The sequence below is a fragment of the Bradyrhizobium sp. Kon37 genome (genome assembly GCF_055807535.1).
This window is the reverse complement of sequence record NZ_JBVVOY010000005.1, coordinates 103,785-116,750: the sequence shown is the minus strand read 5'-3', so window position 1 is coordinate 116,750 and position 12,966 is coordinate 103,785. Positions and strand designations below refer to the sequence as shown.

General features: G+C 63.1%; 15 protein-coding genes. 10 read left to right on the top strand and 5 right to left on the bottom strand.

Annotated elements, in window-relative coordinates:
* Positions 1–15 precede the first annotated feature (15 nt).
* Positions 16–1,338 carry an urea ABC transporter substrate-binding protein gene (gene urtA, locus AC0L3J_RS14070; RefSeq protein WP_007599797.1) on the bottom strand — a complete coding sequence of 441 codons (1,323 nt, stop codon included), beginning with the start codon at positions 1,336–1,338 and terminating at the stop codon, positions 16–18.
* A 479-nt stretch (positions 1,339–1,817) separates the two neighbouring features.
* Here urtA and AC0L3J_RS14065 point away from each other — a divergent pair, with 479 nt between their 5' ends.
* The 3 genes from AC0L3J_RS14065 to AC0L3J_RS14055 all read left to right on the top strand — a co-directional run bounded on the left by AC0L3J_RS14065 (position 1,818) and on the right by AC0L3J_RS14055 (position 4,192).
* A complete protein-coding gene (locus tag AC0L3J_RS14065; protein ID WP_473347383.1) occupies positions 1,818–3,398 on the top strand; it encodes a DEAD/DEAH box helicase in 1,581 nt (526 codons plus the stop codon).
* Between the two features lie 23 nt (positions 3,399–3,421).
* Complete coding sequence (gene infA / locus AC0L3J_RS14060; RefSeq protein WP_007599789.1) at positions 3,422–3,709, top strand: translation initiation factor IF-1; 288 nt, start codon at positions 3,422–3,424, stop codon at positions 3,707–3,709.
* A gap of 270 nt (positions 3,710–3,979) precedes the next feature.
* On the top strand, positions 3,980–4,192 hold the full coding sequence (locus AC0L3J_RS14055; RefSeq protein WP_007599788.1) for a cold-shock protein: 213 nt from the start codon (positions 3,980–3,982) through the stop codon (positions 4,190–4,192).
* 77 nt (positions 4,193–4,269) lie between these two features.
* Here the strand turns inward: AC0L3J_RS14055 and AC0L3J_RS14050 are convergent, their stop codons facing one another.
* The 4 genes from AC0L3J_RS14050 to AC0L3J_RS14035 all read right to left on the bottom strand — a co-directional run bounded on the left by AC0L3J_RS14050 (position 4,270) and on the right by AC0L3J_RS14035 (position 7,234).
* Complete coding sequence (locus AC0L3J_RS14050; RefSeq protein WP_473347382.1) at positions 4,270–4,920, bottom strand: TadE/TadG family type IV pilus assembly protein; 651 nt, start codon at positions 4,918–4,920, stop codon at positions 4,270–4,272.
* 5 nt (positions 4,921–4,925) lie between these two features.
* Positions 4,926–5,498 carry a TadE/TadG family type IV pilus assembly protein gene (locus tag AC0L3J_RS14045; protein WP_473347381.1) on the bottom strand — a complete coding sequence of 191 codons (573 nt, stop codon included), beginning with the start codon at positions 5,496–5,498 and terminating at the stop codon, positions 4,926–4,928.
* 258 nt (positions 5,499–5,756) lie between these two features.
* On the bottom strand, positions 5,757–6,254 hold the full coding sequence (locus tag AC0L3J_RS14040; protein ID WP_027570204.1) for a pilus assembly protein N-terminal domain-containing protein: 498 nt from the start codon (positions 6,252–6,254) through the stop codon (positions 5,757–5,759).
* 152 nt (positions 6,255–6,406) lie between these two features.
* On the bottom strand, positions 6,407–7,234 hold the full coding sequence (locus AC0L3J_RS14035) for a sterol desaturase family protein (RefSeq protein WP_473347380.1): 828 nt from the start codon (positions 7,232–7,234) through the stop codon (positions 6,407–6,409).
* 259 nt (positions 7,235–7,493) lie between these two features.
* Here AC0L3J_RS14035 and AC0L3J_RS14030 point away from each other — a divergent pair, with 259 nt between their 5' ends.
* From AC0L3J_RS14030 to AC0L3J_RS14000, 7 genes are all read left to right on the top strand, one after another.
* Positions 7,494–7,658 (top strand): Flp family type IVb pilin, encoded by a 165-nt coding sequence (locus AC0L3J_RS14030; protein ID WP_456766327.1) that lies wholly within the window; start codon positions 7,494–7,496, stop codon positions 7,656–7,658.
* A gap of 73 nt (positions 7,659–7,731) precedes the next feature.
* Positions 7,732–7,872: a hypothetical protein gene (locus tag AC0L3J_RS14025; protein ID WP_197031224.1), complete on the top strand. Its 141-nt coding sequence runs from the start codon at positions 7,732–7,734 to the stop codon at positions 7,870–7,872.
* Between the two features lie 121 nt (positions 7,873–7,993).
* Positions 7,994–8,518: an A24 family peptidase gene (locus AC0L3J_RS14020; protein ID WP_027570202.1), complete on the top strand. Its 525-nt coding sequence runs from the start codon at positions 7,994–7,996 to the stop codon at positions 8,516–8,518.
* Between the two features lie 127 nt (positions 8,519–8,645).
* Positions 8,646–9,443, top strand: a complete 798-nt coding sequence (cpaB, locus tag AC0L3J_RS14015; protein WP_027570201.1) for a Flp pilus assembly protein CpaB — start codon at positions 8,646–8,648, stop codon at positions 9,441–9,443.
* Positions 9,444–9,454: 11 nt separating this feature from the next.
* Positions 9,455–10,930, top strand: coding sequence for a type II and III secretion system protein family protein (locus AC0L3J_RS14010; RefSeq protein ID WP_473347379.1), 1,476 nt, complete (start codon positions 9,455–9,457; stop codon positions 10,928–10,930).
* Positions 10,931–10,947: 17 nt separating this feature from the next.
* Complete coding sequence (locus tag AC0L3J_RS14005; protein ID WP_456766328.1) at positions 10,948–11,685, top strand: CpaD family pilus assembly protein; 738 nt, start codon at positions 10,948–10,950, stop codon at positions 11,683–11,685.
* Positions 11,682–12,950: a CpaE/TadZ family protein gene (locus AC0L3J_RS14000; protein WP_027570198.1), complete on the top strand. Its 1,269-nt coding sequence runs from the start codon at positions 11,682–11,684 to the stop codon at positions 12,948–12,950. Before AC0L3J_RS14005 ends, AC0L3J_RS14000 begins: the two co-directional genes overlap by 4 nt.
* Positions 12,951–12,966 lie beyond the last annotated feature (16 nt).

Genomic DNA, 12,966 nt, shown 5'->3' with positions numbered 1-12,966 from the left:
AGCGTCAGATTCGGATCAGGAACCCGAACCGAGGCACTTGTTGGTCTTGGTGTTGAAGTTGCCGCACTTCTTGCCGACCCAGTCGCCGACCAGGTCCTTGGAGCCGTCGAGCTCCTTCGACCAGGCGTCGCCCGCGACAAGACCCGGGGTCTTCCACACCACGTCGAACTGGCCGTTGGCTTTGATTTCGCCAATGAACACCGGCTTGGTGATGTGATGGTTCGGAAGCATCTTGGAGGTGCCGCCGGTCAGGTTCTTGGCTTCGATGCCCGGGAGCGCGTCGATCACCTTGTCCGGATCGGTCGACTTCACCTTCTCGACCGCCTTGACCCACATGTCGAAGCCGATCACGTGCGCTTCCATCGGATCGTTGGTCACGCGCTTCGGATTCTTGGTGTAGGTCTGCCACGCCTTGATGAACTTCTCGTTCTCCGGCGACTTGATCGACTGGAAGTAGTTCCAGGCGGCGAGATGGCCGAGCAGCGGCTTGGTGTCGATGCCGGCGAGTTCTTCCTCACCGACCGAGAACGCGACGACCGGGATGTCCTTCGCCTTGATGCCCTGGTTGCCGAGCTCCTTGTAGAAAGGAACGTTGGCGTCGCCGTTGATGGTCGAGACCACCGCGGTCTTCTTGCCGGCCGAACCGAACTTCTTGATGTCGGCCACGATCGTCTGCCAGTCGGAATGACCGAACGGCGTGTAGTTGATCATGATGTCTTCCTGGGCGACACCCTTGGACTTCAGATAGGCTTCCAGGATCTTGTTGGTGGTGCGCGGATAGACGTAGTCGGTGCCCGCGAGCACCCAGCGCTTCACCTTCTCGTCCTTCATCAGATAGTCGACGGCGGGGATCGCCTGCTGGTTCGGCGCGGCACCGGTGTAGAACACGTTGCGCTCGCTCTCCTCGCCCTCGTACTGCACCGGGTAGAACAGGATGCTGTTCAGCTCCTTGAACACCGGGAGCACCGACTTGCGCGACACCGAGGTCCAGCAGCCGAACACGACCGAGACCTTGTCCTTGGTGATCAGCTCGCGCGCCTTCTCGGCGAACAGCGGCCAGTTCGAAGCGGGATCGACGACGACGGCTTCGAGCTTCTTGCCGTTGACGCCGCCCTTCTTGTTCTGCTCGTCGATCAGGAAGAGGATGGTGTCCTTCAGCGTGGTTTCGCTGATGGCCATGGTGCCGGAGAGGGAATGAAGCACGCCGACCTTGATGGTGTCGTCCGCGGCTTTCGCACCGGAAATGGAAGCCAGACCAAGCATCAGTCCGGCGGTCGCGGCGAGAACGCCACGGCGGCTAAATGGCGCCGCTATATCGTGAGTGGATTTGCTATGCATGAGTGTCTCATCTCCCTGACGCAGACGTGAAAAACGCTGCGAAACGGCCCCAACGGCCGCCTGCGATTAACGGATTCGCAAGAACCGTGCCATGGATTGGACACATAATAGGCTATTGATTTCGCTGGTGAAATCGACAGAAAACGAAGCATCGCCATGGCATGGTCGCCTAAACATTGAGCAATTCAAATGTATGCGAATGCGGCAGGCAGGCTATTTTCTGAGCAAATTTCCCGCTCTGGCTAAATTTCCGGCATAACTATTTCTGCACCGCGATCGCCATTTGTGGTGCGCCTGCCTTGAAAGCGCCGCCTCAATGTTCCATATGGGGGCCGAGGTCTCTTGCGAATCAGAGACCGTTGCGAGCCGCGTGTTCTTAAGCCCTTACGGGCGTCTGGCTTGCCCCATCCCATCAAGCCATCCGACACCCCAAACACGCAGGTGTCCCTCTCGACACCCTTTTGCGCGCGCCGCGCCGAATGCGCCGGGCGCCCGCTTTTGACATGGAAAGAACCCACCTTTTGACTTCGTTTCAGGATTTCGGCCTCGCCGAACCCATCGCTCGTGCTCTCACCGAAGAGAACTACGTCACCCCCACCCCCATCCAGGCCCAGACGATTCCGACCGCGCTGACCGGCCGCGACGTCGTCGGCATCGCCCAGACCGGAACCGGTAAGACCGCGTCCTTCGCGCTGCCGATCCTGCACCGCCTGCTCGAGAATCGCATCAAGCCGCAGCCGAAGACGACCCGCGTCCTGGTGCTGTCGCCGACCCGCGAACTGTCCGGCCAAATCCTCGACAGCTTCAACGCCTATGGCCGCCACATCCGCCTGTCCTCGACCCTCGCCATCGGCGGCGTGCCGATGGGCCGTCAGGTCCGCTCGCTGATGCAGGGCGTCGAGGTGCTGGTCGCCACCCCCGGCCGTTTGCTCGACCTCGTGCAGAGCAACGGACTGAAGCTTGGCAGCGTCGAATTCCTCGTGCTCGACGAGGCCGACCGCATGCTCGACATGGGCTTCATCAACGACATCCGCAAAATCGTAGCCAAGCTGCCGATCAAGCGGCAGACGCTGTTCTTCTCGGCCACCATGCCGAAGGACATCGCCGAGCTGGCCGACGCCATGCTGCGCGATCCCGCCCGCGTCGCGGTGACCCCGGTCTCCTCGACCGTGGAACGCATCCAGCAGCGCATCATCCAGGTCGACTTCTCCGCGAAGCCGGCGTTCCTCGCCCAGCTGTTGAAACAGGAGCAGGTCAACAGAGCCCTCGTCTTCACCCGCACCAAGCACGGCGCCGACAAGGTGGTGAAGACACTCGAGAAGGCCGGCATCCCCGCCAGCGCCATCCACGGTAACAAGTCGCAGAACCATCGCGAACGGACGCTTGCCCAGTTCCGCACCGGTGAAATCCGCACGCTGGTCGCCACCGATATCGCCGCCCGCGGCATCGACGTCGACGGCATCACCCATGTCATCAATTTCGATCTGCCCAACGTGCCGGAGACCTATGTGCACCGCATCGGCCGCACCGCGCGCGCGGGTGCCGAGGGTACCGCGATCTCACTGGTCGCAGGCGGCGAGGAGCTGAGCTATCTCCGCGACATCGAGCGGCTGATCAAAGTGGCGCTGCCGCGTGAGGATCGCCGCACCGACGCTGGCCGCCGCGATGCGGGCCCTCCCCCGCAGCAGCAACGACAGGGTCGGCCGGGCCGCCCGGGCCAGCGTGCGCAAGGCGCAAGGCATGGCGACGGGCGGCGTGCCGACGAAAGGCATGCTGACGGTCGTCACCACAGTGCCGCCAAGCAGGGCGACGGAAGACCCGGCGAGGGACGGCATGGCGACGCCAGGCGTGCTGACGCACGGCCCGGTACTGGCCCGAAGGCTTCGAAGGCTCCTCGTCGCGACCACACCGGCGGCAAGGCGCATTCTTCGCCAAACGGCCGTCCGGAACAGCGTTCCGCGCATAGCGCCGGGGCGTCTGATGGGATACAAGGCGTTGCCTTTTTGCGCCGCGAGAGTCGGCCGAACGGCCAACCGAACCGCAAACCCCATTCGCACTAGCCGTCCACGACCTGGAGAAATTCATGGCTAAGGAAGAGCTGATCCAGTTCGAAGGACTGGTCACCGAAATCCTCCCCGACGCGCGCTACCGCGTGCAGCTCGACGCCGGACACGAGATCGTCGCCTACACCGCCGGCAAGATGAAGAAGAACCGCATCAAGACTCTGGCGGGCGACCGCGTGACGGTGGAGATGTCGCCCTATGACCTCGAAAAGGGCCGGCTGATTTTCCGCCACAAGGACGAACGTCCGAGCGGGATGGGCGGACCTCCGCGCCCCGGACAGCGCGGCGGCCAGTTCCGTCGCCGCTAGTCGGGGGCTCAGCGCGCGAGCGCGGACCTGAAGTTCCGACCTGTATGCTGATCCGCCGTGAGCATCACGGCGGATCAAAAAATCGTGCACGCCAGCATTGTTTTGGGGTTCTGTTTCCAATAAAATGAATTAATCGATTTTCGGCCGGACGACATTAGCATCCACCGGTACAGCCGGTTCAGACACGCTGACGACCCTTCCAAAAATTCGATCTAACCTGTCCGCGCGAGCGGGCTCTGACATTGTGTTATCTGAGAAGGGACTACCCCCATGAGCATGGGAACCGTGAAGTGGTTTAACGCGACCAAAGGCTTCGGCTTCATCCAGCCCGACGATGGCGGCCAGGACGTGTTCGTCCACATCAGCGCTGTGGAGCGTGCAGGCCTCGGCACGCTGCGCGAAGGTCAGAAGATCTCCTACGAGATCGTGGCCGACCGCCGTTCCGGCAAGTCGGCAGCGGACAACCTTCGTTCCGCCGGTTGAGCCTACCGCTTACGGCCCCGATCGGCTCGAGCGAACAAGTCAAAAGAAAAGGCCGGGCGCAATGCCCGGCCTTTTTTCTAGTTCAGGGGGCACGGCAGCGACGGTACGCCGTTGTAAGGAACGCAGGTGACTTGGCGCGGACGCGTGTAGGAGACATCGCTCAGCATGATGCCCGACTTCAGAACAAATTTGACGGAAGGCGTGTAGAGGTAACTCGCCTCGCTGTAAATGAGGTAGGTCTTCGGGATCAAGAGCGTCGACGGAACCATCGAGGTGACCGTGGTACCAGCAGCCAGAGCCGAGGGCGGAGCCGTCAGCGTGGCCTGCGTCGCACCGTTGGCAATGGTGGCGGACTGGCTCCATTTAATTTTGGCGACGCTGCTCGAGTCGATATAGATCTGAAGAACCGTGCCGTTCACGAGCGTAGCGTCGTAAGGCATGATCATCGAAATGCTTGCCGTGAACGTGTCCTGCAAGTCACCAGCGTCGAGCGACGTTGACTGCGACGTCAAATCGGACAGTGTCCGTGCAATCATCGTGACTTTGCGATCAATCGCCACGGCCGATGAAAATTCGACGGTACCGAAGAACATCACCAGCATCAGCGGCACGATGACCGCGAATTCGGTCGCCGCGAGCGCGCGCTTGTCGGCGACGAAGTCACGCACGAAGTGACCGGTATTCCTCCAGATATGTGCAATCGGCTGCATCGGCTCGCTCGAATCCATCTGTCTCAAAAAGGTTCGTTCTTGAAGGCCGCGGTCGCGACCAGCAGCCGTTTGTTGCTGCAGCCCATGTTGAAGCCAAGGCCGGTGACGATGAGCGGCCACTGATAGAACAGGCGCACCACGACGACCTGGCCGGCGGCCCCGGCATTGTACTGCACGCCGGCTGGGTTGAAGCTGCAGGAATTGCCGTAGCTGGTGAGGCTTAGTGCTCCGAACGAGTTTGTACTCACAACATCGACGTAGAGCTTGGTGCAATCAAAGAGCGCTGGGATCTGGCTGCAGACGTAAGCCTTGAACGTCGTTTGCGAGCAGGGCGTGCTCACGCCGGACACCGCGCAGGCCGCCACTGAACCGGATTGCGCCTGCCCCGTCAGCAACACCCGCGCGGAATTCTGGCTGGCGCTCTCGAGCACCTGGGTCGCCAAGAACATCAGCGCCGTCTCGATGACGGCGAACAGCAGCGCGAAGAACATCGGTGCGACCAGCGCGAACTCGACGGCTGCGGAGCCGCGGCGACTGCCGCGAAACCGGCGCAGCATGGCGAGGAGCGTGAACCTCGTAGGTGCAGGCGAAGGCATCAAATTCCCCAGCAGCAGCAATCATCTGCCATGTTCAATAGCGGAAACTGATTGTTTAAGTGTTTCAGGCGATCCACACCCGGCGGCCCGGACCATTAAGGGCGCGTTAACCGTGAACGACCCAGGCCAAGGAGACGAGAGCATTGAGACGAGCATACGGAGAGAGAAACTCACGCGCCCGCGTCGGCCCGGGGCGATCCTTGCCTCGGCAAACCCGCCAATCAAACTCGCTGGTTGGTCTTACTCAGTTCGTCTTACTCAGTTCGTCTTGGCGCCCGCACCAGCATTGCCGCTGGCCGTGCTGCTCAACGAACCGGCCTGACTCATCGTGTTGTTGAAATAGGTGTCGCTGTCGCCGAGCGTCACGCGACGCTGGCAAACCGGCATGCAGCTGTAGGACTCGCGCTCGATCCCGCGATAGACGGTGACGAGCCGATCGCTCGGACCTTCGACCTGGATCTGGCGGTCGACCAGGATCTCGCCGCCTCGGTCGAGCGCGATGAAATTGGTGGCGCCATAGCCCTTGCCGGTCACGACGATCATGCCACCAGGCTGGAGCGTGACGTCGGCGATCATGGGATTGCCGACCACGATGGTCGCCACCTTGCCAGGCAACCGCACCAGCTTGGCCTGGTCGACATTCACGGCAATGGCATCTGCGGTCGGCTCGGCAAGGCCAGCAGCCGGCGATGCCAGCACCGCGGCCGCAACCAGAAGACAGACGCGCGCATGACGGCGCAGCAGTTGTTTACGCATACTCTTACCCCCGGGACGTCACAAACCGGCAGAAGCAATCAGATACAGCCGAGCCGGTGCCCGACCCGGCTAACCTGCCCTCAATTCGTGAACGTTCCGCAAATTCGCCGACTATTGTTTGAACGGACTGGCATTTCGCGGCCCTCGAGAACCTAGCGGCGGAACGGATAGGCAAGCTGCCCTCCGATCTCCTTCGGCATGGTGGCTTCATCCTTGCCGTAATCCTGCGGCAATTGCCCCGCGGGCATGCGGAAAGTGCCGAACAGCACATCCCAGATCGGGAACGTGCCGGCGAAATTGGTGTCGCCGCCCTCTGCGAGGGAGGTGTGGTGCCAGCGATGGAACACCGGCGTCGCCAGCACATATTTGAACGGCCCGAAGGTCCAGTTGAGGTTGGCGTGCACGAAGGCCGAATGGAAGGTCGTGAACGGGGCGAGCCAGACCATGGCGTTCGGCGAAATGCCGGCCATCAGCAGCACGACGTCGACCGCGATCGTACCGAGCACGAGATTGACGGGATGGAAGCGGGCCGCGGAAATCCAGCTGATCTCCTCCGAGGAGTGATGGATCGCGTGGTACTTCCAGAACCCGCCGCCGTGGAACAGCCGGTGCAGCCAGTACAGCATGAAATCGGACAGCACCAGGAACAGCACGGCCTGGACCCAGAGCGGCAATAGCGCCAGCGGGCCGTGGCCATTGTCGTAGAAGGCGATGAGCCCGTCGGCATCATGGATGTTGAAGACGAAGCTCGCACCGACGATCAGAAGGCTGATCCGCATGACGCGTGCGAACACCGGAACGACAAACCAGTAGCAGATGTCCGTGACGATCTCCCGCTTGCGCCACCAGGGCACGCCGGGATTGCAGGCCCAGACGTGCTCGAGCACGGTGAAGACCACCGCGAGCGCGAAAGTCGTGGGGATCACCTTCGCGATGGTCTCGCCGAGCATCAGGGCGATTTCCATGGGCAGGCTCGACATTGTCGCCTCTCTTGCGAATTGCTGGTCCCGCCTACGCGTACTCCCCCAAATTTAAGGGACGGTGAAGCCGGAGCTGCGCTTGCTGCACATCGGGAACTGGAGCGATTGCAGCTGGCTGCCTTAAGGCGAAATTCACTCTGGCCAGCGGCAAGCGGGTTTGCCCGATCGAATTAACTCTCCCGAAAGAGCTCGGATCTCATGGTCGTTGCGTCAAGCACACGCCGAACGAGGCGATCCCACCCCAGATGGAGTTTTGTTCATGAAGAACCTGATTGCGCGTTTCGCGAAGGATGAATCCGGCGCCACCGCCATCGAATACGGTCTGATCGCCGCCGGCATCGCGCTGGCCATCATCACCGTCGTCAACAATCTCGGCAGCACGCTGAACGCCAAGTTCAACTCGATCAGCAGCTCGCTGAAGTAAGCGATCGACGAACGACGGCAAAAGCCCCGGGCCTCCGGGGCCTTTGTTTTTCAGACCGCGAGTTCCAGTGGCGTTGAGCAAGTACAGAACCGATGCCGCGGTCGCGGCAAACGCGGCGGAGGCCGCGCAGACCGGCTCGCCGGCTTACTGGGTCTGTCTGGCCCTGCTGCTTGCGACCGTCGCGCTCGCCGCACGCATCGCCTCCCTCTGGTGAGCACGCCTTCGGCTGGTTCCGCCCATCGAACCGCTGCCGCCGTTTTCGGTTTGTTTAGCACTGCCGGCTAGAATCCGGCGACGCCAGCTCCGCGGCAAACCCAGGCCTCAAGACGCAGCCCATGATCCTCGACCTTGCGCGCCTTCTGCTCTTCCCTGCCCTGATGGCGTTTGCCGCCGCGAGCGATCTCTTCACGATGACGATCTCCAACCGCGTATCGCTGGCGCTGGTCGCCGGCTTTTTCGCGCTTGCTCTCGCCGGTGGCATGGCACCTTACGAGATGCTGAGCCATGTCGGCTCAGGCGCGCTCGTCCTGGTCGTGGCTTTCACCTGTTTTGCGATGGGCTGGGTCGGCGGTGGCGATGCCAAGGTCGCGGCCTCCGTCGCACTCTGGTTCGGGTTCGCACAGCTGATGAACTTCCTGCTCTACGCCTCGCTGTTCGGCGGGGCGCTGACGCTGCTCCTGCTCCAGTTCCGGCAATGGCCGCTGCCTTATGGGCTGGCGGGCCAAGCCTGGCTCGCGCGGCTGCACGCCAAGGAGAGCGGCATTCCCTACGGCATCGCGCTCGCAATGAGTGCGCTGATGGTCTACCCGGAGACCGAATGGGTGAAGGCGATCGACCTCGCTCACCTCGCATTGCGCTGAACGCATCGGGTCAACCCGGCGTTAAGGCGATTTAGATACGCCTCATTAACCATGCTTTGACGAATAGCTGGTCAACTGCCGATTACGGCGGCGTCAGCGTCGCGGCGTTTGTTGGAAAGTGAAGCGTATGAATAGGGCACGCATTGTCGTCCTGACGGTCGCCATCTGCGCCGGCGGTGTCGCCGCGTATCTGGCGAGCGGCTCGGACAATTCTGCGCCGCCTCCGGCTCCGGTCGCGCAGCTTCCCACCGTCGACGTGCTGGTCGCCAAGAACGACATCGGCCTCGGCCAGACCGTCAAGCCGGAAGACGTGCAATGGCAGACCTGGCCGTCCGCGACCGCCAGCACCACCTTCATCCGCCGCAACGAGCGCCCCGAGGGGGTAACCCAGGTCACCGGCTCGATCGCACGATCTCCCTTCATCCAGGGTGAGCCGATCCGCGACCAGAAGCTGGTCAAGGCCGAAGGCTCCGGCTTCATGGCGGCAATCCTGCCCACCGGCATGCGGGCGATTTCGACCGAGATCTCGCCGGAAACCGGCGCAGGCGGCTTCATCCTCCCCAACGACCGCGTCGACGTGCTTCTGACGCGCCGTCTCAAGAACCCGGACCAGAGCAGCGGCGCCCCCGATGTGATCACATCCGAGATCATCCTGGCCAATATCCGCGTCCTGGCCATCGACCAGGCGCCGAAGGAGAAGGACGGGCAGAACGCGGTGGTCGGCAAGACCGTCACCCTCGAGCTCAATCCTGCGCAGACTGCGACGCTCTCCTCCGCACGCCAGAGCGGCACGCTGTCGCTGGCGTTGCGCAGCATCGTCGACGTCAAGCTGAGCGAGATCACGCTCGATGATTCCGCGCAGAAGCGCGATGGCATTTCGATCATTCGGTACGGTATCCCAAGCTCGACGGCGAAGGCACGATGAGGACTGTCGATATGAAATGCAGGGCGAACTTGGCGACGATGCGAACCTCTGTGGTCCGCGCCCTGTCGTTTTCGGCCACCGTCGCGCTCGCGCTCAACCCGGTGCTGACCCCTGTGGTCGCCGCCGACTATCGCCCCGTGGCGCAGGCTGCGGCCGACGGTCAGATGAACGCGCGATTCCTCTCGCTCGGCATCGGCAAGTCGATCGTGATCGACCTTCCGCGTGACATCAAGGACGTGCTTGTCGCCGATCCCAAGATCGCCAATGCGGTCGTCCGCTCGGCGCAGCGCGCCTACATCATCGGCGCCGCGATCGGCCAGACCAACATCGTGTTCTTCGATTCCGCCGGCCAGCAGATTGCGGCCTATGACATCGCGGTCAAGCGCGACCTCAACGGCGTGCGGGCCGCGCTGAAGCAGATCCTGCCGAACTCAGACATCCAGATCGACGGGCTGGGCGACGGCATCATCCTGACCGGCTCGGCCGCGAATCCCGCCGAAGCCCTGCAGGCCAACGACCTCGCCGTGCGCCTCGCGGGCGGCCCCGAGAAGGTCGTGAACTCGATCGTGGTCCGCGGCCGCGACCAGGTCATGCTCAAGGTGACTGTCGCCGAAGTGCAGCGCAGCATCATCAAGCAGCTCGGAATCGACCTCACCGCCAACCTCAGCTACGGCACCTCGGTCGTCAGCTTCAGCAACTCCAATCCGTTCACCGCTCTCGGCCACAACCTCGTCGACGGCAACAACCTGACCACCAAGTTCGGCGGGGCCCCGTCGGTGCAGGCGACCCTGCGTGCGATGGAAACCGCGGGCGTGATCCGGACGCTGGCCGAACCGAATCTGACCGCGATCTCCGGTGAATCGGCAACATTCATCGCCGGCGGTGAATTCCCGGTGCCGGCCGGCTACGCGTGCGACCCCACCACGCACGTTTGTACCACCCAGATCAGCTTCAAGAAGTTCGGCATCTCGCTCAACTTCACCCCCGTCGTTCTCACCGAGGGCAAGATCAGCCTGCGGGTGATGACGGAGGTCTCTGAGCTCTCCAACGAAAACGCGATCACGCTGTCCCAGGCCGTGACCTCGTCCTCGGTCAACTCGCTCACGGTGCCCTCGATCAAGACCCGCCGCGCAGAAACCTCGCTGGAAATTCCTTCCGGCGGTGCGATGGCTATGGCCGGCCTGATCCAGCAGCAGACCAAGCAGGCGGTCAGCGGACTGCCGGGCCTGATGCAGCTCCCGGTCCTCGGCACGCTGTTCCGCAGCCGCGACTTCGTCAACAACGCGACCGAGCTGGTCGTGATCGTGACGCCCTATATCGTTCGCGCAGTTGCGCAAAAGGATCTGTCGCGGCCGGATGATGGCTTCTCCGCGCCTGCGGATCCGCAGGCCGAACTGCTCGGCAACATCAACCGCATCTACGGCGTGCCCGGCCGGACCGAACCGGCCAAGAACTACCGCGGCACCTACGGCTTCATCACCGACTGAGGCGGAACGGGGACTTCATGAAGATCACTAGACCACCCCAGATTCGCAGGCGCGCCATCCACCTCGGCGGCGCGCTCGTCGGCATGGCGCTCGCCCTTGGCGGCTGCCAGCATGACGAAGCGGTCACGGCCTCCATTCCCGACGACTACAAGCAGCGGCATCCGATCGCGATCGAGGAGCAGAATCGCTCCATCGTCGTCTTCGTCGGCCACGCCCGTGGCGGCTTGACCGCCGCCCAGCGCGCCGACGTGATGGGCGTCGCGTCGGCCTGGATGCACGAAGGCACCGGCGCGATCCGGATCGACGTGCCGTCCGGCACGCCCAACGCGCGTCCGGTCGCGGACACCATGCGTGAAATCCAGGCGATTCTGTCGGCGGCGGGCGTTCCGCCGCGCGGCGTCAGCGCCCGCTCTTACCAGCCGGAAGACAAGCGCTTCCTGCCGCCGATCCGACTCACCTATTCCAAGATCGCCGCGGTCGCGGGTCCCTGCGGCCTGTGGCCGGAAGACATCGGCCCTTCGATGAAGAACAAGAGCTGGTTCGAGAACAAGGACTACTACAATTACGGCTGCGCTTATCAGCGCAACCTTGCGGCGATGGTCGACAATCCGTCGGATCTCGAGCAGCCGCGGCCCGAAACGCCGTCCTACACGCCGCGTCGCACCGCCGCGTTCGAGAAGTATCGCAAGGGAATGCCGACGGCGGTCGCCTATCCTGAGGCCGACAGGGCCAAACTCAGCGACACCGGCAAATGATCAGCTACGCCCGCCAGCCCCAAGAAGAGCAGTCCGAGGCATCGCTCCCGCCGGCCGAGGAGCATATTGCGCCTGCGCCCCGCGTTTCCGTCCAGGCTTTCTGCGAGACCGTGGAAACGGCGGCCGCCGTGCAGTCGGCCGGCGAAGATCGCCGTCTCGGCAAGGCCCATCTGAAGATCCAGATGGGCGGTATGGCGGCTGCGGTCGAAGCCTACCGCTCGGCACCCACGCCGAACGTGATCGTGCTCGAAAGCGACGGCCGCAACGACCTCCTGGGCGGGCTCGATCATCTCGCGACCGTCTGCGACGCCGGCACCCGCGTGGTCGTGATCGGCCGCATCAACGACGTCATGCTCTACCGCGAGCTGGTGCGCCGCGGCGTCAGCGACTACGTGCTCGCGCCGGTCGGCGCGATCGACGTCGTGCGCTCGATCTGCAACCTGTTCTCGGCGCCGGAGGCCAAGGCCGTCGGCCGTATCATCGCCGTGGTCGGCGCCAAGGGCGGCGTCGGCGCGTCAACCATCTCCCACAACGTCGCCTGGGCGATCGCCCGCGATCTCGCGATGGATGCGGTCGTCGCCGACCTCGACCTCGCCTTCGGCACTGCCGGGCTCGACTATAACCAGGATCCGCCGCAGGGTATTGCCGACGCCGTGTTCTCGCCCGATCGCGTCGATACCGCCTTCATCGACCGCCTGCTGTCGAAATGCACCGACCACCTCAGCCTGCTGGCGGCGCCGGCGACGCTAGACCGGGTCTATGATTTCGGCGCCGACGCCTTCGATGCCGTGTTCGACACGCTGCGCTCCACCATGCCCTGCATCGTGCTCGACGTTCCGCACCAATGGTCGGGCTGGACAAAACGCGCCCTGATCGGAGCGGACGACATCCTGATCGTGGCGGCGCCCGACCTCGCCAATTTGCGCAACACCAAGAACCTGTTCGATCTCCTGAAGGCCGCGCGCCCGAACGACCGTCCGCCGCTCTACTGCCTGAACCAGGTCGGCGTGCCGAAACGGCCCGAAATCGCCGCGGCGGAGTTCGCCAAGGCGATCGAGAGCCAGCCGGTCGTCTCGATCCCGTTCGAGCCGCAGATCTTCGGCTCAGCGGCCAATAACGGCCAGATGATCGCGGAGATCTCGGCCAACCATAAGTCAATCGAGATGTTCCTTCAGATCGCCCAGCGCCTGACCGGCCGCAGCGAAACGAAGAAGCAAAAGTCGTCCCTGCTTTCACCCCTGATTGAGAAGTTGCGGGGAAAATAGGTCGCCGCATGGAGTT

Excerpts from the sequence above, each read along its gene's own strand:
- AC0L3J_RS14050 (WP_473347382.1), bottom strand. The coding sequence starts at position 4,920 with ATGGATTCGAGCGAGCCGATGCAGCCGATTGCACATATCTGGAGGAAT.
- AC0L3J_RS14065 (WP_473347383.1), top strand. The coding sequence starts at position 1,818 with ATGCGCCGGGCGCCCGCTTTTGACATGGAAAGAACCCACCTTTTGACT.
- cpaB (WP_027570201.1), top strand. The coding sequence starts at position 8,646 with ATGAATAGGGCACGCATTGTCGTCCTGACGGTCGCCATCTGCGCCGGC.
- AC0L3J_RS14020 (WP_027570202.1), top strand. The coding sequence starts at position 7,994 with ATGATCCTCGACCTTGCGCGCCTTCTGCTCTTCCCTGCCCTGATGGCG.
- AC0L3J_RS14035 (WP_473347380.1), bottom strand. The coding sequence starts at position 7,234 with ATGTCGAGCCTGCCCATGGAAATCGCCCTGATGCTCGGCGAGACCATC.
- AC0L3J_RS14055 (WP_007599788.1), top strand. The coding sequence starts at position 3,980 with ATGAGCATGGGAACCGTGAAGTGGTTTAACGCGACCAAAGGCTTCGGC.
- AC0L3J_RS14000 (WP_027570198.1), top strand. The coding sequence starts at position 11,682 with ATGATCAGCTACGCCCGCCAGCCCCAAGAAGAGCAGTCCGAGGCATCG.
- AC0L3J_RS14045 (WP_473347381.1), bottom strand. The coding sequence starts at position 5,498 with ATGCCTTCGCCTGCACCTACGAGGTTCACGCTCCTCGCCATGCTGCGC.
- urtA (WP_007599797.1), bottom strand. The coding sequence starts at position 1,338 with ATGCATAGCAAATCCACTCACGATATAGCGGCGCCATTTAGCCGCCGT.
- infA (WP_007599789.1), top strand. The coding sequence starts at position 3,422 with ATGGCTAAGGAAGAGCTGATCCAGTTCGAAGGACTGGTCACCGAAATC.
- AC0L3J_RS14010 (WP_473347379.1), top strand. The coding sequence starts at position 9,455 with ATGAAATGCAGGGCGAACTTGGCGACGATGCGAACCTCTGTGGTCCGC.
- AC0L3J_RS14005 (WP_456766328.1), top strand. The coding sequence starts at position 10,948 with ATGAAGATCACTAGACCACCCCAGATTCGCAGGCGCGCCATCCACCTC.
- AC0L3J_RS14030 (WP_456766327.1), top strand. The coding sequence starts at position 7,494 with ATGAAGAACCTGATTGCGCGTTTCGCGAAGGATGAATCCGGCGCCACC.
- AC0L3J_RS14040 (WP_027570204.1), bottom strand. The coding sequence starts at position 6,254 with ATGCGTAAACAACTGCTGCGCCGTCATGCGCGCGTCTGTCTTCTGGTT.